This is a genomic window from Streptomyces sp. NPDC126503, assembly GCF_040302405.1.
Classification (GTDB): domain Bacteria; phylum Actinomycetota; class Actinomycetes; order Streptomycetales; family Streptomycetaceae; genus Streptomyces; species Streptomyces gulbargensis.
The window spans coordinates 373,462-393,190 of the sequence record NZ_JBEORS010000001.1 but is presented as its reverse complement, the minus strand read 5'-3'; the positions used below and the strand labels follow the sequence as shown (position 1 = coordinate 393,190).

At 74.8% G+C, this 19,729-nt stretch carries 15 protein-coding genes; 1 reads left to right on the top strand and 14 read right to left on the bottom strand.

Going from position 1 to position 19,729, the window contains the following annotated elements:
- Positions 1–93 precede the first annotated feature (93 nt).
- On the bottom strand, positions 94–498 hold the full coding sequence (locus ABTY40_RS01870) for a globin (protein ID WP_309053106.1): 405 nt from the start codon (positions 496–498) through the stop codon (positions 94–96).
- A 153-nt stretch (positions 499–651) separates the two neighbouring features.
- On the opposite strand from ABTY40_RS01870, the gene ABTY40_RS01865 reads away from it, so the two are divergent.
- The gene (locus tag ABTY40_RS01865; RefSeq protein WP_352057693.1) at positions 652–1,605 is read left to right on the top strand and encodes a methyltransferase domain-containing protein; all 954 of its coding nucleotides are present in this window, start codon (positions 652–654) and stop codon (positions 1,603–1,605) included.
- 44 nt (positions 1,606–1,649) lie between these two features.
- On the opposite strand, the gene ABTY40_RS01860 is transcribed toward ABTY40_RS01865, so the two are convergent.
- From ABTY40_RS01860 to ABTY40_RS01800, 13 genes are all read right to left on the bottom strand, one after another.
- Positions 1,650–3,104: an FHA domain-containing protein gene (locus tag ABTY40_RS01860; protein ID WP_352057692.1), complete on the bottom strand. Its 1,455-nt coding sequence runs from the start codon at positions 3,102–3,104 to the stop codon at positions 1,650–1,652.
- A gap of 45 nt (positions 3,105–3,149) precedes the next feature.
- Entirely contained in the window at positions 3,150–4,475 is a 1,326-nt protein-coding gene (locus ABTY40_RS01855; protein WP_352057691.1) for a vWA domain-containing protein, read from the bottom strand.
- A gap of 51 nt (positions 4,476–4,526) precedes the next feature.
- Positions 4,527–5,936 (bottom strand): protein phosphatase 2C domain-containing protein, encoded by a 1,410-nt coding sequence (locus tag ABTY40_RS01850; RefSeq protein ID WP_352057690.1) that lies wholly within the window; start codon positions 5,934–5,936, stop codon positions 4,527–4,529.
- A 2-nt stretch (positions 5,937–5,938) separates the two neighbouring features.
- The gene (locus ABTY40_RS01845; RefSeq protein ID WP_352057689.1) at positions 5,939–8,452 is read right to left on the bottom strand and encodes a tetratricopeptide repeat protein; all 2,514 of its coding nucleotides are present in this window, start codon (positions 8,450–8,452) and stop codon (positions 5,939–5,941) included.
- The gene (locus tag ABTY40_RS01840) at positions 8,449–9,726 is read right to left on the bottom strand and encodes a coiled-coil domain-containing protein (RefSeq protein ID WP_352057688.1); all 1,278 of its coding nucleotides are present in this window, start codon (positions 9,724–9,726) and stop codon (positions 8,449–8,451) included. The genes ABTY40_RS01845 and ABTY40_RS01840 overlap by 4 nt, the downstream gene beginning before the upstream one ends.
- Positions 9,727–9,774: 48 nt before the next feature.
- Positions 9,775–10,863, bottom strand: a complete 1,089-nt coding sequence (locus tag ABTY40_RS01835) for a glutamate ABC transporter substrate-binding protein (protein WP_502990458.1) — start codon at positions 10,861–10,863, stop codon at positions 9,775–9,777.
- 11 nt (positions 10,864–10,874) lie between these two features.
- Positions 10,875–12,335, bottom strand: coding sequence for a GlnX family signal transduction membrane protein (locus tag ABTY40_RS01830; RefSeq protein WP_502990457.1), 1,461 nt, complete (start codon positions 12,333–12,335; stop codon positions 10,875–10,877).
- Between the two features lie 336 nt (positions 12,336–12,671).
- On the bottom strand, positions 12,672–13,658 hold the full coding sequence (locus ABTY40_RS01825) for an N-acetylglucosamine kinase (RefSeq protein ID WP_352057687.1): 987 nt from the start codon (positions 13,656–13,658) through the stop codon (positions 12,672–12,674).
- Positions 13,649–14,914: a 6-phospho-beta-glucosidase gene (locus ABTY40_RS01820; RefSeq protein ID WP_352057686.1), complete on the bottom strand. Its 1,266-nt coding sequence runs from the start codon at positions 14,912–14,914 to the stop codon at positions 13,649–13,651. The genes ABTY40_RS01825 and ABTY40_RS01820 overlap by 10 nt, the downstream gene beginning before the upstream one ends.
- Before the next feature lie 10 nt (positions 14,915–14,924).
- Positions 14,925–15,830: a carbohydrate ABC transporter permease gene (locus tag ABTY40_RS01815; protein WP_352057685.1), complete on the bottom strand. Its 906-nt coding sequence runs from the start codon at positions 15,828–15,830 to the stop codon at positions 14,925–14,927.
- Between the two features lie 3 nt (positions 15,831–15,833).
- Positions 15,834–16,775, bottom strand: coding sequence for a carbohydrate ABC transporter permease (locus tag ABTY40_RS01810; RefSeq protein ID WP_352057684.1), 942 nt, complete (start codon positions 16,773–16,775; stop codon positions 15,834–15,836).
- A gap of 6 nt (positions 16,776–16,781) precedes the next feature.
- A complete protein-coding gene (locus ABTY40_RS01805; protein ID WP_352057683.1) occupies positions 16,782–18,119 on the bottom strand; it encodes an ABC transporter substrate-binding protein in 1,338 nt (445 codons plus the stop codon).
- Between the two features lie 101 nt (positions 18,120–18,220).
- Complete coding sequence (locus tag ABTY40_RS01800) at positions 18,221–19,516, bottom strand: ROK family transcriptional regulator (RefSeq protein WP_502990456.1); 1,296 nt, start codon at positions 19,514–19,516, stop codon at positions 18,221–18,223.
- Positions 19,517–19,729: the final 213 nt, after the last annotated feature.

Here is a 19,729-nt window from a genome sequence, read left to right as displayed (position 1 = left end):
CGGCTTGACGGGATCGTGATCGTCATGAGGGGCCACGCCGCCGGAATGTTTCCGTCCGGCCCCCGGGCCGGGGGAAGGGGGCCCGCGTGCGGGTCAGCCCGCGCTGTTCACCATCGACGCGGCGGCGTACGTCAGGTAGCGCCACAGCTCCCGCTCGTGTTCGGGGGCGAGGTCCAGTTCGTCGAGGGCGGCGCGCATGTGGCGCAGCCAGGCGTCGTGCGCCGCCCGGTCCACGGTGAAGGGGGCGTGGCGCATCCGGAGGCGCGGGTGGCCGCGGTGGTCGCTGTAGGTGCGGGGGCCGCCCCAGTACTGCATGAGGAAGAGGGCGAGACGTTCCTCCGCCGGGCCGAGGTCCTCCTCGGGGTACATGGGCCGCAGCAGCGGGTCCTCCGCGACGCCCTCGTAGAAGCGGCGGACCAGGCGGCGGAAGGTCTCCTCGCCGCCGACCTGCTCGTAGAAGGTCTGCTCCTGCACGGTGTCCCCGGGATTCTCGTTCACCGTTCCATCGTCTCAGACGCCCCGTCCTAGGACCGGAGTCCCAGGACTTTCCGGCCCCTCGCCACGGCTCGCTCGCGCCGCCTCCCAGGAGACCGCCGGGGCCGTTCGCCGGGACCGTTCGCCGGGCGGCCCCGGTGGGGCGAGAGTGGAGCCATGAGCGAGGTAGCGGACGCGTTCGCGGACGCCGCGGCGCGGGAGCGGCGGGCGCTCGTGCGCGAGATCGAGGCGTACGGGGAGCTCACCGACCCCGCCTGGCGGGGTGCCTTCGCCGAGGTGCCGCGCCACCTCTTCGTCCCCTACTACTACGTCGCGGGGCCCGCCGGCTACGAGCGGCTCTGGTCCGGCGACCCGGACCCGGAGCGGCGGGACCGCTGGCTGCGCGGCGCCTACCGGGACACCGCGCTGGCCACCCGCGTACGGGACGGGGAACTGGTCTCCTCGGCCAGCCAGCCCTCCCTGATGGCGCTCATGCTGGAGGCCCTGGACGTACGGGACGGGCACGACGTCCTGGAGATCGGCGCCGGCACCGGCTACCACGCCGCCCTGCTCTGCCACCGGCTCGGCGACCGGCACGTCACCACCGTCGACCTGGACGAGGAGATCGCCGAGTCCGCCCGGGCCCACCTCGCCGCCGCCGGCCACCGGCCCACCGTGCTCACCGCCGACGGGGCACGCGGCTGCCCCGAACGCGCCCCGTTCGGCCGGATCGTGGCGACCTGCGCGCTGCCCTCGCTCCCGTACGCCTGGCTCCCGCAGTGCCGGCCCGGCGCGCTCGTCCTCGCCCCGCTGTCCACCGGACTCCTCCTGCTGCGGGTGCGCGACGCGGCCCACGCGGAGGGGAGGTTCCTGAACACCCCGGCGTACTTCGTCGGCCTCAGGGGCGTCGCCGCGCGGGTCCCGCGCTCCACCCCGGTCGGCGACGACCGGTTCGGCTTCCTGTACGGGCTCGTCGGCGACCGCCTCGACCGGCGCGAAGCGCTCGCGCTCTGGCGCCGCGAGGGGCGGCCGGAGCGGGAGCGCTTCGGGGTGACGGTGAGCGGGGGACGGCAGTGGGCCTGGCTGGACGAGCCCGGCGGCCCGTACGCCTGGCCCCTGCCGGAGGCCTGACGGGGAGGCCCGTGCGGGGGCGGCCGTCCGCCGCCCCCGGTGGTTCAGCCGCGCCGGACGGTGATCGTCGTCCAGGCGCCGACGTGCACCCGGTCGCCCTCCTGGAGCGGCACCGGCACGTACGGCTGGATCGGTTCGTCACCGCCGTTGATCGTGGTGCCGTTGGTGGAGTTCTGGTCCACCACCGCCCACGACCCGTCGGGCTGCTGCACCAGCACCGCGTGCTGGTGCGAGACGCCCGGGTCCTCCGGCGGCACCGACAGGTCGATGTCGGGCGACTCACCGGTGGAGTGCCGGCGGCGGCCGATGGAGACCTGGTTCCCCTGGAGCGGCAGCTGCTTCGGCGGGGAGTACGCGGGCAGGTTCAGGCCCGAGGCCTCCGGGCCGCTGCGCCGCATCATCGCCATGAAGTAGTCGCGGTCCGGCCCGATGTGCGCGGTCCAGCCCTGCGGCTGCCGCGGCGGCGGGAACTGCTGCTGCGGAGGCTGCGGGTGCTGGGGCTGCTGGGGAGGCCCCTGGTGCGGCGGGGGTCCCTGGTGCTGCGGCGGAGCCTGGTGGGGCGCCTGCGGTCCCTGATGCGCCTGCGGTCCTTGGTGCGGCGGGGGCCCCTGGTGCTGCTGAGGCCCCTGATGCTGCTGAGGCGGCGGACCCTGCTGCGGCTGGTGCTGCGGCGGGCGGGGAGCCGGGGCCGGGGGCGCCGGAGGGGCGGGCGGCTGCGTCTGGGACGGCGGGGACAGGACCCAGTCGTCGTCCGCGCGCGGCTGCGGCGGGGCAGGACGGGGAGGCGCCTGCGGACCCGGGCCCTGGGCCTGCGCGGGCCCCTGACCAGGGCCCTGCCCGGGCGCCTGGCCCGGGCCGCCCTGCGGGAAGGCCGGCGGCCGGGGCGCCTCGGGGCGCTGCGGCGGAGCCTGGTGGTGGGTCGGCTCGGCGCCCAGCGGCTCGGCCGGCCGGTTCACCTGCGAGGGCCGCGACCCCTGGTAGCCGAAAGGGTCCTGCTGCTGCGGCGGAGCGGGCGGCTGCGCCGGCGGCGGGGTCTGGAAGCCCGGGGGCAGGTTCAGGCCGGGCGGCGGTCCGGGCCGCTGCGAGGCCTGCGGGGGCGGCGCCACGGGGGTGTAGGAAGTCGCCGTGTTCGTCAGGAAGTTCCAGCGGCACTCCTCGCAGAACGGCGCACTGTGCTCGCGCGGCGTCCGGCACTGCGGGCAGAGCTCCGCCTGGGCCGTGGCGTTCGGGTCGCCGCCGGGGCCGAAACCACCGGGCGCCGCGGGCGGAGGGCCCACCGGGGGCGCGCCGGGCGGCGGACCCATGGGCGCGGGCCCGGCGGGCCCGCCGGGAGCACCCTGGCCACCCGGTCCGTTCGGGCCCGGGTATCCGTACGCGGGCGGCGGCGGGGGAGGCGGCGGTACGGCACCCGCCGGCGCACCCGTCCCGGCCATGCGATGGCCGCAGACCTCGCACCAGTCGTCGGAGACCGACTGGTGTCCGTTCGGGCAGGTCGGCATGTCGGTGCTTCCCCCTCTCTCGTCGTCAGGCCCGGCGTACCGGGCTCACCTCTTGACGCGAACGGTCTTCGTGGAGCGGGTCTCGAGTGTCATCTCGTCCGCCTCGGCGACCTTCGCCTTCAAACGCACAGTACCCGTCGCCGCGTCGACCACGTCCACCACCTTCGAAAGGAGTTTCGCGGTATCCGCGTTCCCGGAAGCCGCCGCGAGCTGCACGGCCCGGCCCAGCTTCGCCGTCGCTCCGTCACGATCGCCCGCTTTGCGGGCGTTCAGCCCCTGCTGGATGGCGTCGGCGAGCTCGGCCTGCCCCGTGTAGTGCGCCACCTGCGGATGGATGGCCGTCGACAGGGCGAGGTCCTCCGTCCACACGGCCCGCACCAGGCCCTGGCCCAGGACCCGGGGCGCGCCGCCCGCCCGGTCCGGGACGACCAGGGAGACCCGGGCGGCGAGCATCTCCCGCCCGATCGCCGCCTCGGGCACCCGCACGGTCACGTGGTAGTCGCGGGACTCGTCGCCCCAGGAACCGGTCGGGTAGTCACCGGCCCGCGGCCCCGCCTCCGAACGCCGCCCGGTCAGGTCCTCCACGGACGGCGCCACCTGCTTGACGCGCGTGAGCTCCGCCCCGACCGGCGTCCACAGGCGCAGCGCCACGTCGGCGACGCCCTTGCCCATCGCGGTCTCCATCATGGCCGTGAAGTCCGCGGCGAGTCCGGCCGGGTCGGCGACGATGTCGGCGGTGCCGAGGAGCGCCGAGGCGATCCCGGTGACCTCCTTCACCTCCCAGTCGGTGCCCACGCCCCGCGCGTCGCAGGTGAACCGGCCCGCGCAGGCGTCCAGGGCCGCCCGCAGCTCCTGCGGCGACTCGTGCTCGTTGCGGCCGTCGGTGAGCAGCACGCCGTGTCTGATGGCCAGGTCGGCGGAGGCGAGCAGCCGGTCGGCGAGGCGCAGCCAGGTGCCGATGGCGGTGCCGCCGGCCGCCGTCAGCCGGCGCAGCGCCTCCTTGGCCGCGGCGCGGGTGTGCGGACCGGCGACGGCGAGTCCGCCGTTCGCCGGGTAGACCTCGGTGGCCTCATGGGTGCCGGCGACCACGGCGAAGGCCGTCCCGTCGCGCAGGGTGTCGATCGCGGCGGCGGTGGCCTCCCGGGCGCCGCGCATCTTGTCCGGCGGGTACTCCATCGAGCCCGAGCAGTCCACCATGATCACCACGCCGGCCTGCCCGCCGCCCGTGAGGCCGCCCGCGCCGCTGGTGCCGCCGCCGGTCGCGGTGACCGTGACGACGGCGTGGACCTCCCGGCCGCCCTCCGGCAGGAACTCGTTCTGGAACACGTCCACCGAGAAGTGGGGCACGGTCGGCTTGGAGAAGTTCGCCATCGGTTTCGGCTCCTCGGCAAGGCGGTCGAAGGGGCGGGGTGCGGCGCGCGCTCAGGCGGTCGCCGTCCCGGCGGAGGGCAGGGCGAACGGCAGGACGGCCACCGTGACGTTGTCGTGGCCGCCGCCGTCCAGGGCGTGTCCGACCAGTACCCGCGCGCTGTGCAGCGGGCGGTCCGCCGCGTCCGGCGGGACGACCCGTGCCATGTCCTCGGCCCCCTCCGCGTAGTTCCACAGACCGTCGGTGCAGACCACGACGACGCCGGAACGGTCGGGTTTGAAGGCGGCGGTGTGCGGGTCGAGTTCGTACGCGTCGGCGCCGAGCCAGCCGGTGATGGCGTGGGCGCGTTCGTCCGCGTACGCCTCGGCCTCGTTCATCAGGCCGGCCGCGACCATCTGGGCGGCCCAGGAGTCGTCCTCGGTCAGCCGGGCCGGCGGTGTCGTGCGGTCGTCGGGCACCCAGTAGACCCGGCTGTCACCGATCCAGCCGACGACGAGCAGCCCGTCGGCGACGACCGAGCCGACGATGGTGCAGGCCGGGGCCCCGCCGGCGCGGGCGCGCAGCGAGTCGTGTCCGCCTGCGTCCTCTCCGGGCTCCCGGGCCAGGGAGTTGACGGCCTCGGAGGCGGCGACGATCGCCTCGTGCATCGCCTGCTGCGGATGGGTCCCCCGGGGGAGCGCGGCGAGCAGCGAGGCGCTGGCGGCCTCGGCGGCGGCGGCGGAGGCCTCGTCGGGGCGGGTCGCGGAGGAGACGCCGTCGCAGACGATGGCGAGGGTGGCGGGGGAGCCGTCGGGCAGCGTGGTCGCGGAGACGGCGAAGGCGTCCTCGTTGCGGTGGTGGCGCAGGCCCCGGTCGCTGACCGCGCCCGCGAGCCCGGCGAGTTCGCGCTCGACGTGGTCGCGTTCGCGGGGCTGGGCGTGCCCGCAGTGCTCGCAGTAGCCGTCGGTGTCCACCCGTCCGGCCCGGCACGCCACGCACACCCCGGCCGCCGGGAGGGCGACGGGAGCGGCGGCGGGCGCGGGAGCGGGTGCCGGTGCCGGCGTCACCGGGGCGGTGAGGTCGGCCCGTACGGCGGTACGGGGATCGGGCGCGGCGAGTTCGAAGTCCCCGCTTCCCGAGACCGTCGGCCCGTCGCCCGGGGAACCGGCCGGGGCACCCGGCTCCGGCACCCCGTCCGTGCGGACCGCCAGGGTCGGCAGGTCCCGGCCGCCGGAGTCCGTGCCCGGGAGGTCGCCCGGGTGCTGGGTCGCGGTGGACAGGGAACCGGCGTCCCGCGGCGGGGCGTCCGGCCAGACCACGGGGGTGCCGATCGCCACGGTCGGGCGGTCCGGCTCGGGGCCCGCCACGGGCAGGGCCGTCAGGTCGTGGCCGCACGCCCCGCAGTACCGGTCTCCCGAGTCCAGCGGCTCCGCGCAGCCCGGGCAGGCGGCGAGTCCGTGCGACGGCTTCGGCTTCTGGGACATCCTCACACCCACGTCCGGGGGCGGAAACGGTTCGCCCGCTCCACCAGTTCGATCCTCTCCTCGCCCCGCTGCGCGAGCCGGGCCAGCACCCGGTACGAGCGTTCGAGGCCGAAGCGCAGTCCGCGCTCGTCCAGTTCACTGCCGAGCAACAGCGCGCCACCGCCCGGTGCCGCGCCGGGACTCCCGGAGAGTACCCAGTCCAGCGCCGTACCGAGCACCTCGGTCGACAACCGCTCCCGGCGCACCGCGTCCAGACCGAAGCCCCGCAGCGCCGAGACCTGCGCCGCGGCGGCCGTCAGGTCCGGTCCCAGCGGCTCGTCCGCCGGGCGCCGCCGCAGCCGTGCCCGTACGGCCGCGACCCGGGCCGCCGTGTAGTGGATCGACGTCTCCGGGACGGACTCCAGCGCCCGTACGGCCCCGGTCCGGTCGCCCGCCGCGAGCCGCACCCGCGCCAGGCCGAAGGCGGCGCTCACGAAGTTCGGGTCGGTCGCCCACACCAGGCCGTAGTACTCGGCCGCGTTGTCCAGCTGGCCGAGGACCTCCGCGCAGACGGCCAGCGCCAGCTTGGGCGCCGGTTCCCCGGGGAAGGCGTCGTACACCGCGTCGAAGGCCAGGGCCGCGTGCGCGAAGTCCCCGACCACCAGCGACGCGACGCCCCGGTACCAGACCACCCGCCAGTCGTCCGCCCGGTGTTCCTCCAGGGCGACGAGGGTCCGCCCGGCCGCCGGCAGGTCACCGAGCTCCAGCTGCGCCCGCAGGGCGCGCAGCCACAGTTCCGGCGAGGGCGCGGGCGCCGCCTGGAGGGCGACGAGCAGTTCGGCAGGCGCGGCGGCCACCAGGCCCGCGAGGAAACCGGCGTTGGGGTCGGCCGGGTCGACCCGCGGCACGGGCAGCGCGAGGGCGGTGGCGGGCAGGTCGAGCGGGGCGAGCGCCGCGGCCAGCCCCCGGCCCTCCGGCACCGGGGACACCGCCGGGGCCCCGGCCCGCCGGCCCCGGCGGGCGCCGAGCACCGACACGTCCTCGGCCGACTCCGCGAACAGCTCGGTGTCGGTCACCCGCACCTCCGTGCCGAACAGTGTCGACAGGGCGGGGCGCGGACGCCCCGACTGCAGTGCCACGACCTCGCGCAGCACCCCCGTCAGCTGCTCCGCCATCTCCTGCGCGGAGGCGAACCGGCGCACCGGATCCGGGTCGGTCGCCCGCACCAGGAGCCGGTAGAACGACTCGTACCGGCGGAACACCTCGATGTGCTCCGGGTCCGGCAGCGAGTCGGCGAAGACGTTGGTGTAGCCCTGGAAGTCGAAGGTGAGGACGGCGAGCGTGCGCGCCACCGTGTACAGGTCGCTGGCCACCGACGGGCCGACCTCGGCCACCTCCGGCGCCTGGTAGCCGACCGTGCCGTAGATCGCCGACTCGTCGTCGTCCATCCGCCGGACCGCGCCCATGTCGATCAGCTTCAGCTGGTCCTCGCTCTGGATCGCGTTGTCGACCTTGAAGTCGCAGTACAGCAGGTTCCGGCTGTGCAGGTGCCCGAGCGCCTCCAGGGCCTCGATCCCGTACGCGCAGGCCTGCTCCACCGGCAGCGGGTCGCGCCGGCCGTCCGGGGTCCGGCGGTCGTTGGCGATCTCCTTGAGCGACTTGCCGCCCACGTACTCCATGACGATGTAGCCGTCCAGGGAGCCGGTGCGCGGGTCCAGGTGCTCGACGAAGTTGTAGATGCGGACGATGTTGGAGTGCTCGATCTCGGCGAGGAAGCGGCGCTCCGAGATCGCCGCGGCCATCGCGTCCTGGTCACCGGTGTCGAGCAGGCCCTTGAGGACCACCCACCGGTCGGAGACCGCCCGGTCCACGGCCAGGTAGACCCAGCCGAGGCCGCCGTGCGCGAGGCAGCCCGCCACCTCGTACTGCCCGTGCACGACGTCCCCGGCCCGCAGCTTCGGCACGAAGGAGTACGGATGCCCGCACGAGGTGCAGAACCCCTCGGTGCGGCCCGGCCGGTCGCCCCGCGACCGCCCCACCGGGGCCCCGCACTCCGAGCGCGAGCAGAACCGCTTGCGCTCCGGCACCTCCGGGCGCTCCATCACGGCCGCCCGCGGATCAGGACGCGGCACCTCCGGGACCGTCACCAGACCCGCGCCCAGCCGGCTGCGCGCCGACTGGCCGGTCGACGTGCCCGAACTGCGCACCGACACCGACCGGTCGGTGGCCGCCCCGGACAGCGACCGCGACAGGCGCCCGGAGACCGAGCGGCGCGAGGTCGAGGAGCGGGACGAGGACCGCGAGGAGGCGCGCGAGGAACTGCGCGCCGAACCGGAGTCCGGCCCCCCGGCCACCGGCCCGGCACCGCCCTTCCCCGGCACGGCCACCCCGGTCGGCACCGACCGCAGCAGCCCGCCGGGCGCGACGACCGGCGCGAGCCCGCACGTGTCGCAGTACAGCTCGCCGCCGCCCACGTCCTCGTACGACCCTTCGCACGAAGGCCGCTGACAGCTCCCCACGCCCGTTCCCCCGCTCACCCCTCGCGTCCTTCCGCGTCCCTGGGCGCGGACAGCACGTCCGCCGCCGCCCGCTGGTAGCGCAGCACCGCCTGCTCGGCCGCCCGCAGGTCGCAGGGCGCGCTCCACAGCATCCGGCGGGCCGCGTCGTAGCGCTCCACCAGCAGCGGGTCCTCCGCCGCCCCGAGCCGTGCCACCTTCGCCTTGTAGGCGTCGAGCCGGCCGCGCAGCTCCGCCCGGACCGCGAGCGGCGCCGTCACCGCCGTCAGCGACTCCCTGGCCCGCAGCAGCTCGTCCTCCGCCTCCACCTCCAGGGCGTCCAGGAGCGGCGACAGCCGGTGCCACTGGGCGTGCCTGCGGTACTCGGCGGCCGTGGCCAGCCGCTCCTGCAGGGCCGTCGGCGGCCCGCTCACGGCCGGCACCTCCGAGGCGGCGATCTTCGCCAGGACCTCACCGCGCGCGGCCCGCGCCTCCGCCAGGGTCCGGTCCGCCCGCGACAACACGTCCCGCAGCCGCAGCAGCCGGTCCTCGGAGTCCTGCCGCACCGCCAGGACCGCCTCGATCTCGCGCCGTACGTCCTCCAGGGCCAGCGCCGCCCGGTCGTACCGCTCCGTGTCCGGCCGGCCCCCGCCGGGCGCCGAACTGCCCCCGGCCGGCCGCCAGAAGGCCAGCGGGTCCGTCACCACCTGGGCGCGCAGCGCCGTCAGCTCGGCCGTGATCGCCTCCAGCGCGTCACCGGCCGGGTGCTCCCCGGGCCGGACGCCGACCGAGTGCGCCAGCGACCGCGTCCGGCGCAGCTCGGCGGCGAGCAGGTCTATGCGGGCGGGCAGCGCCGACCAGACGGCGTCGGCGGTGACGACCACGTCGAGCGAGGAGGCGTACAGCTCGTTCATCCGCCGCACCAGCCGGTCCAGGCTGAACAACTCGGCGAGCACCGGCTGCCCGTCCGTCCCGCCCGGGACGGCCACCCACGCGCCGCGCAGCCGGTCGGTGAGCTCCGCGAGCTCCTCCCGGCCGGGCCAGCGGCGGCGCGCCCGGATCTCCCGCGCCTCGCGCAGCGCGGCCGTGTAGGCGTCGAAACAGTTCCAGAGCAGGCCGATGGTCCGCTCGGCGGCCGCCCAGCGGTCCCGGGTCGTGCCCGTCAGCTCCGCCCCTTCGAGGAGCCTGCGGCCGGCGTGGTCCTGGAGCGCGAGGAGCGAGTCCTCGATCGCCTTGTGCTCCGCGCCGAGCCGCGCCAGCGCACGGTCCGCCTCGTCCCGGTCCATCACCGGCCCAGGAGGTCCCGCGACGCTCATCGATCACCTCTTCCGCTCGCGTGCGCCGGGGCCGTGGCGGCCCCGGGGCTACTTGTACAGGGGGGCGGGCGGGGTGGTCATCCCGGGCAGGACGGCCTCCAGCCACTTCTCGTACGCCTTCTGCCAGGGGCCCTTCCGGTAGCCCTCCAGGACCTGGTTGACCCGGCGGACCAGGTCCTCGTTGCCCAGCTTGGCCGCCACCGCGTAGTACTCCTTGGTGAAGCGCGTGCCCTTGAGCTCGACCGCCGGGTCCTGGGCGGCCTGGCCGGCCGCGAGGGCGCTGTCGGTGACGACCGCGTCCACCTCGCCCAGCTGGAGGCGGGCCAGGCAGTCCAGCTGGTTGGGCACGGTCAGCAGGTCCTCGTCGTCCTTGGTGCCGTCGCCCGGGTCCTTGAAGACGGCGCCGAAGGCGTTCTCCTCCAGGGCCTCGTAGGCGGTGGAGCTCTCGGCCGTGCAGACCCTCTTGCCGCGCAGCGAGGCGTCGTGACCGGTGATGCTCCGGTCGCGCTTGGGCGCCAGGACCTGCTGTCCGGTCTCGAAGTAGGCGGTGGAGAACGCGACCTGCTGGATGCGCCTGCAGTTGACCGTCATCGTCCGCACGACGAGGTCGACCTTGCCGTTGTCCAGGGCGGCGACCCGCTGGTTGGTGGGGACCGCCCGGAGGATCACCGCGTCCTCGTCACCGAGGATGTCCTTGGCGATGGCCTTCGCCAGGTCGATGTCGAAGCCCTGGAGGGCCTGCGTCTCCGGGTTCCGGTAGCCCCACAGGTAGCTGGACTGGTCGACGCCGACGATCAGCTTCCCGCGCTTCCTGATGGCCCGCAGGGTGGGGCCGTCGGCGGTGGACGGGCGCAGCGAGGCCTCCGGGTCGCGGCAGGTGTCCGCCTTGACCTGGATGCCGGTGCCCACGCCCGGGCCGGACACGGGGGCCCCGGGGACGGCCGCCGCGCCCCCGCCGTGCGCCAGCGGCAGCAGCGTCAGGGAGGCCGTCAGACCGCAGGCCACGGCCATGGCGGCGACCCCGCCCCAGCCGCGCAGCCGGGCCGCCGCCCGCCGCACCGCCCGCGTGGACGCACCCGGCGCCGTCCGCCGCGCCAGCGGGTCCGCGCCGCCCGCTCCGTACGAACCGTCCGTCATCCCGCCCCCTCTCACCGGTACTCCGACAGTCTGCGGTTGATGCCGAGCAGGGCGCCCAGCGCGCCGAGGAAGCCCAGCGCCACCGCGCCGGCCGGGAGGGCCGTGAGCGCGTCCCCGGCGTCCCCGGCGGCGCGGGTGAACTCCGCCTGCTCATGGGTGAGGCCCCGCTCCAGGGCCGCGTCGACCCGGTCGAAGGTCTCGCCCGTCGTTCCCCGCGGGCCGATGATCAGCCGCAGGGCGCCCAGGAAGTCGCCGCCCTCGCCCAGCGCGCGGGCGGCGGTGTGGCGCTCCTTCCACTCCGCCGTGCGCGCGGCCGCCTCGTCCACCGGGCCGCGCCCGGCGTCGTCGTCCGCGAGCTCCCGCGCCCCGGCGAGCGCCGTGGTCAGGGCCTCCATGGCGGTCGCGTACTCGACCTCGTACTTGTCGTCCTTGCCGTCCTCGGTGAGCACCGCGCCCCGGGCGACCTGGGTCAGGTTCTCGTTGGCCCGGGCCTTCAGCGAGCTGATCCGGGCCTCGTTGAGGAGCTGGAGCGAGGCCTGCCCCTGGGCGCGTGCGGTGCTCAGCTCGGAGCGCGCCACGGTGTGGGCGGCGAGGAGCCAGACCAGCACGGCGAGCGAGGCGGCGGTGGCGGCCAGCAGCCCCGGGCTGAACACCCGGTGGGTACGGGTGTAGTGCCGCCGCTGGGCCCAGGCGAGCACCCCGAGGGCGAGCAGGCCCACGGCGAGCGAGGCGACCGGCCAGGCCCGGGCGGCGTCGTCGTCCCGCCGGAGCCGCTCGGTCTCCGCCGCGTACAGCCGCTCGGCGGCGGGCAGCATGTGCCGCGTCATCTGCTGGTTGGCGTAGCGGAGATAGGCGCCGCCGAGCGGCAGCCCCTGCCGGTTCGCCGCGCGGGCCCGCTCGACGAGACCGGTGTAGCGGGGCAGTTGTTCGTTGAGCGTGGTGATCTCACGGCCCGAGGCGGACGAACCGTCCGTCTGCGCCGCCGCCTTGACCAGGAGGCGGGAGGCGGTGGAGATGTCGCGGAGGTAGCGCGCGCGGGACTCGGCGGGCTCCAGGGTGCCCGCCAGGATCCCGGCCGCCGCGGTGGAGTCGGCGTCGGCCAGCGAGCGGTAGACGGCGGCGGCGTCGGCGCTCAGCGGCTGGCTGCGGCGCACGACGTCCTCGGCGGCGGAGGCCCGGTCCGCCACCTCGTAGGCGGTGACCGCGCCGAACGCGACGACGAGCAGCGCGAGCACGGCCCCCAGGATCTGCAGGCGGCCCGGTTCGGTCGTCGCGGCCTCGCGCAGCCGCTCACGGGCCACGGCCCAGGCGCCGCGGCCCCCGGGCTCCACGGCCGAGGAGCCGTCGGGCGAGCCGGGGGAGGGCGGTCCGGCCACGGCCGACGGCTGCGCGGGCACACCGGCGAGGCCCGCGGACGCGGTGGCCGCGCCGCGCGCCGCCGGCGCGGCGGGCGCGTTCGGCGGGTATGTCACTGGACCTCCCCCTCGGTCGCTGACGACGGCCCGTCCCTCCGTCTCCCGGCGGGACGCACCACCCGGCGAGCAGTATGACCTCAGCGGCCGTCCCGCACACCAGGGTTGACGCGATCTTGTTCCTATGGTGCCGCATGCCCCCGGCACATCCTCGGGCGAACCCGCCCCCTCTGCATACACCCTCCGGCCCGCATCGGTTCCGTTCGAGCCACCCCTCGGACAGGTGATACGGGAGCGGGGCGCCCCCTCCGAGAGGAGAACGCCCCGCGTGAGCCGCGCGCGAGCCCCCACGTGCCCGCGCGTCCGACCCGTTCACACCCCCCGTGGCCGGCTCCGTCAGCCCTCGTAGTGCGCCCGCAACCGGGCCGCCGCCTCCGGCCGGGCCGCCGCCTCGTCCAGGGCGAGCAGCGCCGCCCCGAGGACCGGCGGCGCGGTCACGTACCCGGTCACCGCCTTCGGCGCGCGCTCGGCGAGCAGTTCGCCGATCCGCCGCTCAAGCTGCGGGTGCCGGGCGGCCAGCACGCTGCCGCCCAGCATCACCGGGGTCTCCTCCGCGAGGAGTCCGAGCCGGCCGAGCGCCACCACCGACATCGCCACGACCTCCTCGGCCTGGCGGTGCACGAGCCCCAGCGCCACCGGGTCACCGGCCGCCGCCACCCGGAAGAGCACCGGTGTCAGCTCGTGCTTCCGGACGAGCGGGATCCGGCCCAGGTGCAGGGCCTCGATCAGCCCGTACATCGACTCCAGGCCGAAGTGCGCGGGAAGTTCACGGGCCAGCGCGGTCGGTTCGCCGCGCCCGTCCTCGGCGCGGGCGGCGCACCACAGAGCCTCGTCGGCGAGTCCGCCGCCCCCGCCCCAGTCGCCGGAGATCTTCCCGATCGCCGGGAAGCGGGCGGTGCGCCCGTCCGGCGTCATCCCCACGCAGTTGATCCCCGCCCCGCAGACCACGGCCACGCCCCTCGGCTCGTCGATCCCGGCCCGCAGGATCGCGAAGGTGTCGTTGTGCACCCGCACCGAGCCGCTCCAGCCCCGGGCGAGGAGCGCGCGGTGCAGCTCCGCCTCCTCCACGGGCAGGTCGGCGTTGGCGAGACAGGCCGTGACGTGGGCGAACCGCACCGGGACGGACGCCTCGGCCGCCGCCCGCCCCACGATCTCGGCCAGTGCGTCGACCGCCGTCCCCACCCCCACCACCGGGGGCTGGAACCCGCCGCCGCGCGCCGTGCCGAGCACGGTTCCCTCCGTGGAGAGGACCACGGCGTCGGTCTTGCTGTTCCCCGCGTCGATCGCGAGGAGGACCACGTCCGGGCTTGCGTTCACGCCCACGCGAGGTGCTCCCGGTTGTGCGCGATCAGCCGGTCGGTGAGCCCCTCGGCGGTCGCGTACTGCCCGACCAGCGGGTGGGCGAGCAGCGCCGCGAACACCCGGTCGCGGCCCCCGCGCAGCGCCGCCTCCAGGGCGAGCTCCTCGTAGGCCGTGACGTGGGCGATCAGCCCCGCGTACAGCGGGTCGAGCGGCGCCACCGGCAGCGGCACCGGCCCGGCCGGCCCGACCGCCGCCTGCGTCTCGATGACGGCGTCGTCCGGCAGGAACGGCAGCGTGCCCCGGTTGTAGGTGTTCACCACCTGGTACGGGGAGCCCGCGCCGCCCAGCAGCGCGGCCGCCAGGTCCACGGCCGCCTCCGAGTAGAAGGCGCCGCCCCGCTTCGCGAGCAGGGCCGGCTTCTCGTCGAGCGCCGGGTCCCCGTACATCTCCAGGAGTTCCTTCTCCATCGCCGCGACCTCGGCGGCCCGCGAGGGCTTCGTGCCCAGCTCCCGCACCACCTCGTCGTGCGCGTAGAAGTAGCGCAGGTAGTACGAGGGGACGACGCCGAGCCGGTCCAGGACCGCCCGCGGCAGGCGCAGGTCGCCGGCGATCGCGTCGCCGTGCTCGGCGAGCAGCCGCGGCAGCGCGTTCTCGCCCTCGGGGCCCCCGATCCGTACCGCCGTCTCCCAGGTCAGGTGGTTGAGACCGACGTGGTCCAGGTGGATTTCGGACGGTTCGAGGTCCAGGAGCGCGGCGAACCTGCGCTGGAAGCCGATCGCCACGTTGCACAGGCCGACCGCCTTGTGGCCGGCGTGGAGCAGCGCGCGCGTGACGATGCCGACCGGGTTGGTGAAGTCGATGATCCAGGCGTCCGGGTTGGCGCGCCGGACCCGCTCGGCGATGTCCAGGACGACGGGGACCGTGCGCAGCGCCTTGGCGAGACCGCCGGCGCCCGTGGTCTCCTGGCCGACGCAGCCGCACTCCAGCGGCCAGGTCTCGTCCTGGTTCCGGGCGGCCTGGCCGCCGACCCGCAGCTGGAGCAGGACGGCGTCGGCGCCCTCCACCCCGGCGTCGAGGTCGGCGGTGGTGGTGATCGTCCCGTCGTGGTCCAGCTTGGCGAAGATCCGCCGGGCGAGCCCGCCGACCAGCTCCAGACGGTCGGCGGCCGGGTCGACGAGGACCAGTTCCGTGATGGGCAGGGTGTCGCGCAACCGCGCGAAACCGTCGATCAGTTCGGGGGTGTAGGTGGAGCCGCCCCCCACGACAGCGAGCTTCATGATGTGTGCGTCAGCCCTTCACTCCGGTGAGTGTGACTCCCTCGACGAACGCCTTCTGGGCGAAGAAGAACACGAGGATCACGGGGGCCATGACCAGGACGGTCGCGGCCATGGTCAGGTTCCAGTCGGTGTGGTGCGCGCCCTTGAAGGACTCCAGGCCGTAGCTGAGCGTCCAGGCGGCCGGGTTCTCGGAGGCGTAGATCTGCGGCCCGAAGTAGTCGTTCCAGCAGTAGAAGAACTGGAAGAGGGCGACGGCGGCGATGCCGGGCTTCGCCATCGGCAGCACGATCCGCAGCAGGGTGCGCAGCTCCCCGCAGCCGTCGATCCGCGCCGCCTCGATGTACTCGTCCGGGATGGTCAGCAGGAACTGGCGCAGCAGGAAGATCGCGAAGGCGTCGCCGAAGGCCATCGGGATCAGCAGCGGCCAGAGCGTGCCGGACAGGTCCATCTGCTTGGCCCAGAACAGGTACATCGGGATGAGGACGACCTGCGGCGGCAGCATCATCGTCGCGACCACGAGCAGCAGTGACAGGTGCCGGCCCCGGAAGCGGAACTTGGCGAGCGCGTACGCGACGGGCACGGAGGACACCACGACGAGGACGGTGCCGAGCCCCGCGTACAGCAGCGAGTTCCGCCACCAGGTGAGGAAGCCGGGGGTCTCGAAGACGGTGACGTAGTTCTCGGGGTGCCAGGTGTTCGGTGTGAGGTCCCGGGTGAGCGCCTGCGCGTCGCTCATCAGGGAGGTGAGCAGGACGAAGACGAACGGCAGCACGAAGAAGAGGGCCGCGGCGACGGCCAGGGAGTGCACGGCGATCCAGTGCAGCAGCGCCTTGCGGCGGGCGGTCCGCGCGGCGGACCCGGCGGGCCCGGCCGCGTGCCCGCCCCGGGGGCGGTCGAGGACGGTGGAGGTGCTCATGGTTCAGTCACCCGAGCCGATCAGGCCGCCGCGCCGGCGCATGAGCAGCGCGGTGCAGGCCATGGAGAGGGCGAACAGGACGAGGGCCACGACGCAGGCGGCGCCGTAGTCGAAGCGGCCGAAGCCGAGGGTGTAGACGAGCTGGGGCAGGGTCAGGGTGGAGTCGTCGGGGTAGCCCGGCTCGAAGGTCTGTCCCGAGCCGCCCATCACGCCCGAGGCGACCTTGGCGGCCACGATCGGCTGCGTGTAGTACTGCATCGCGCCGATGATCCCGGTGACGACCGCGAAGAGGACGATCGGCGCGATGTTCGGCAGCGTCACGTACCGGAACCGCTGCCGGGCGGAGGCGCCGTCCAGCTCCGCCGCCTCGTACTGCTCCTTCGGTACGTCGAGCAGCGCGGCCATGAAGATGACCATGAGGTCGCCCACGCCCCACACGGCCAGGACGGTGAGGGCCGGCTTGGCCCAGGCCGCGTCGTTGAACCAGGAGGGGGCGGGGATGCCGACCGCATCGAGGAGCGCGTTGACGGGGCCGGTGCCGGGGTTGAGCAGGAAGACGAAGGCGAGCGTCGCGGCCACCGGCGGCGCCAGGTAGGGCAGGTAGAACAGGGTGCGGAAGACGCCGGTGCCGGTCTTCACCTTGGTGGCGATCATGCCGACGCCGAGCCCGAAGACGACCCGGCAGGTCACCATGACGACCGCCAGCCAGAGCGTGTTCTGCAGGGCGGGCCAGAACTTCGGCAGGTCGGAGAAGACGTACGTCCAGTTGTCGAGGCCGCGCCAGGTGGGCGGGTTGAGCCCGTCGTACCGCATCAGCGAGAAGTAGACGGTCGAGACGAGCGGGTACGCGAAGAAGACGCCGAAGCCGACGAGCCACGGGGCCATGAAGGCCGCCGTGCGCAGCGCCGACCTGCGGCGCTTCGAGCGGAGGGTGTACGTGGTCATGGGGGGTTACTTCGCCTGCGCGATGTCGCGGTCGATCTGGGCGGCGGTCTCGGCCAGCCCCTTGCGCAGGTCCGGCACCTGGCCCTTCTCGTACTTCTCGGCGAAGTCCTGGAAGGTGTCCTGGTAGGTGGAGCCGTTCACCGCGCCGTCGGAGGTGGTGGACTCGGGGTGCCGGGCGATGTCCAGGAAGACCTTGAACCGCTCGTCCGTCCTCAGGTCGGGGGACTTGAGGGCGTCCAGCGTGGAGGGGACGTTGCCGATGGCGTTGGCGAAGCTCACCACGGCCCCGGTGTCCATGGTCATGTACTTGACCAGCTCCCAGGCGGCGTTCTGCTTCCGGCTCTGCGGGGCGATGCCGATGATCGTGCCGGAGAGGTAGCCCTTGCCGTACTCGTCCACCTCGTCGTCCGCGACGGGCAGCGGCGCGACGCCGACCTCGAAGCCGACCTTGGCCTCCTTGAGGAAGTTCAGCCGCCACTCGCCGTCGAGCTGCATGGCGACCTGACCGGTGTGGAAGGGGTGCTTGGCGCCCCACTCGTCACCGAAGGTGGTGCGGTAGCGGTCCAGCTTCTCGAAGCCGCCCAGCGCGTCCACCAGGGACTTCTGGTACGTCAGCATCTCGGCGAAGGCCGGGTCCTTGGCGATGTTGGACTTGCCGTCCGCGTCGAAGTAGCGGTGGTCCCACTGCGACATGTAGTGGCTCGGGACCGTCTCGTAGCCCAGGTAGTTGGGCATGAAGCCGAGTCGCTCGTAGCCGGCTCCCTTGTGCCGGGTGAGCTTCTTGGCGACCTGGGTGAACTGCGACCAGGTCTTCGGCGGCTCCTTGATGCCGGCGGCCTCGAAGGCGTCCTTGTTGTAGTAGAGGCCGTAGGCGTCGGAGAGCAGCGGCAGGGTGCAGCGCTTGCCCTCGAACTGGGTGTAGTCCTGCAGGACCTTGGAGAAGGTCTTGTCGAGGTCGATCCTGTCCCTCTCCAGGAAGGGCTTCAGGTCCGCGAAGGCGCCCGAGTGGCAGAACTTGCCGACGTTGGCGGTGGTGAAGGAGGCGGCGACGTCCGGCCCGTTGGAACCGCCCGCGCGCAGCGCCTGGTTGAGCTTGTCGTCGTTGATGTTGCCGACGACCTTCACCTTGATGTTCGGGTGTGCCTTGGTGAACCGGTCGATGTTGTCCTGGATCGCCTTGACCTCGGAGGGCGCCGACCAGCCGTGCCAGAAGGTGAGGGTGGTCGGGGCGTTCGGGTCGTCGGCCGCCGCGTCGCCGGCGGGGCCGGTGCAGGCGGTGGCGAAGAGGGCCAGGGAGGCGGTGGCGGCGAGCGCGGCGGCGGCTCTGCGGAGGCGTACGGGCATGGCGGTGTCACTCCCGGGACGGAAAGGTTGCGGGGACGGGCGGGGACGTGGCGGGTCGGCCCCGGGGCGCGGCGGGCCCCGGGGCGGTCGGGCGGGACGGGTCAGCGGGAGGTGTCGAAGACCTCGTCGCGGGTGGTGGCCAGGGCGCTTTCGAGGGCGCCGCGCAGGACGGGGCGGTGGGGTACGGCGGTGAGGACGAGCCGGGGCCGGGAGGCGGCCAGGTCGGCCAGCTCGGACTGCACCCGGGCCCGCAGGGGTTCGCCGCCCGCGACGAGGACCTCCCCGGACAGCACGATCAGTTCCGGGTCCAGGACGGCGACGACGGAGGCGAGCCCGGTGGCGAGCCGCTCGGCGTACCGGTCGAGCAGCTCCGCGTACCGGGCGTCCTCAGCGTGGACGGCGGCGGCCCGGGACAGCAGCCCCGTCGCGACCGGTACGTACGGCTGCTCGGCGGTCTCGATGCCGAGGGCGCGGGCGATCCGGGGCACCGACTGGACGCCGGCGAGTTCCTGGTAGCCGCCGGAGTTGGCCTTGGTGACCTGGCGGACGAGCGGCGTGCCCGGCACGGGCAGGAAACCGACCTCGCCGGCGCCGCCGGTGAAGCCGCGGTGGAGGCGCCCGCCGAGGACGAGGGCGGCGCCGAGGCCCTCCTCGTTCCACAGCAGCACGAAGTCGCCGTGGCCGCGCGCGGCGCCCAGGCGCTGCTCGGCCACCGCGGCGAGGTTGACGTCGTTCTCGTACTCGAACGGCATGGGCAGGGCGGCGGCCAGCTCCGCCAGGAGGGTGGGGGAGTGCCAGCCGGGCAGGTGGGAGGCGTAGCGGAGCCGTCCGGTGGCCGGGTCGAAGGCGCCGGGCGTGCCGATGACCAGGCGCCGCACCTCCGCGCGGCCGATCCCGGCGGCCGCCACCGCCCCGTCGAGGGCCTCGGTGACCTGGCGGACGACCCCGCCGGCGGGACGGCCCGGGGTGCGCAGCTCGAACTCGCCGACCAGGGCGCCGGTCAGGTCGGCGACGGCGGCGTGGATGCGGTCGGGGCTCACGTCGAGGCCGGCGGCGTACGCGGCGCGGGCGTTCACGGCGTACAGCTGGGCGTTGGGGCCGGGCCGCCCGGCGGTGGTGCCGGTGGCGACGACCAGCCCGGCCGCTTCGAGGCGCGCGAGGAGCTGCGAGGCGGTCGGCTTGGACAGGCCGGTGAGCTTGCCGATGCGGGTGCGCGAGAGCGGGCCGTGGGCCAGGAGCAGGTCCAGGGCGGCGCGGTCGTTCATGGCGCGGAGCACGCGAGGCGTGCCGGGGACCGTGGCGGCGCCGGCGGAGACCGGCGGCGCGCTCCCGGCCGGGGACGCGCCCGTGGTCGGGGCCCCGGGGGCGCCCGGGGTTCCGGGAGTCGTACCGGCCATCTCGGTCGCACCTGCCCTTCGACGCTTTCGGGCCATTGTGCTGCCTGCAGGGGCGGTCGGCGGGCCCGCTTCCCCGACCACACTGTTAGGAAAGTTTCCTATTCTGTGGGAGGAAAATAAGGCGCCCGTCACGGAGCCGTCAATACCCGGGGACGCGCGACGCCCCCGAAGGCAACCGAAGCGTTACCGCGGGGGCGTCGGACGGTCCTGCGA

Bases quoted from the DNA above. Each gene is read 5' to 3' on its own strand.
- ABTY40_RS01835 (WP_502990458.1), bottom strand. From the start codon at position 10,863: ATGACGGACGGTTCGTACGGAGCGGGCGGCGCGGACCCGCTGGCGCGG.
- ABTY40_RS01805 (WP_352057683.1), bottom strand. From the start codon at position 18,119: ATGCCCGTACGCCTCCGCAGAGCCGCCGCCGCGCTCGCCGCCACCGCC.
- ABTY40_RS01865 (WP_352057693.1), top strand. From the start codon at position 652: ATGAGCGAGGTAGCGGACGCGTTCGCGGACGCCGCGGCGCGGGAGCGG.
- ABTY40_RS01840 (WP_352057688.1), bottom strand. From the start codon at position 9,726: ATGAGCGTCGCGGGACCTCCTGGGCCGGTGATGGACCGGGACGAGGCG.
- ABTY40_RS01815 (WP_352057685.1), bottom strand. From the start codon at position 15,830: ATGAGCACCTCCACCGTCCTCGACCGCCCCCGGGGCGGGCACGCGGCC.
- ABTY40_RS01860 (WP_352057692.1), bottom strand. From the start codon at position 3,104: ATGCCGACCTGCCCGAACGGACACCAGTCGGTCTCCGACGACTGGTGC.
- ABTY40_RS01850 (WP_352057690.1), bottom strand. From the start codon at position 5,936: ATGTCCCAGAAGCCGAAGCCGTCGCACGGACTCGCCGCCTGCCCGGGC.
- ABTY40_RS01800 (WP_502990456.1), bottom strand. From the start codon at position 19,516: ATGGCCGGTACGACTCCCGGAACCCCGGGCGCCCCCGGGGCCCCGACC.
- ABTY40_RS01855 (WP_352057691.1), bottom strand. From the start codon at position 4,475: ATGGCGAACTTCTCCAAGCCGACCGTGCCCCACTTCTCGGTGGACGTG.
- ABTY40_RS01820 (WP_352057686.1), bottom strand. From the start codon at position 14,914: ATGAAGCTCGCTGTCGTGGGGGGCGGCTCCACCTACACCCCCGAACTG.
- ABTY40_RS01810 (WP_352057684.1), bottom strand. From the start codon at position 16,775: ATGACCACGTACACCCTCCGCTCGAAGCGCCGCAGGTCGGCGCTGCGC.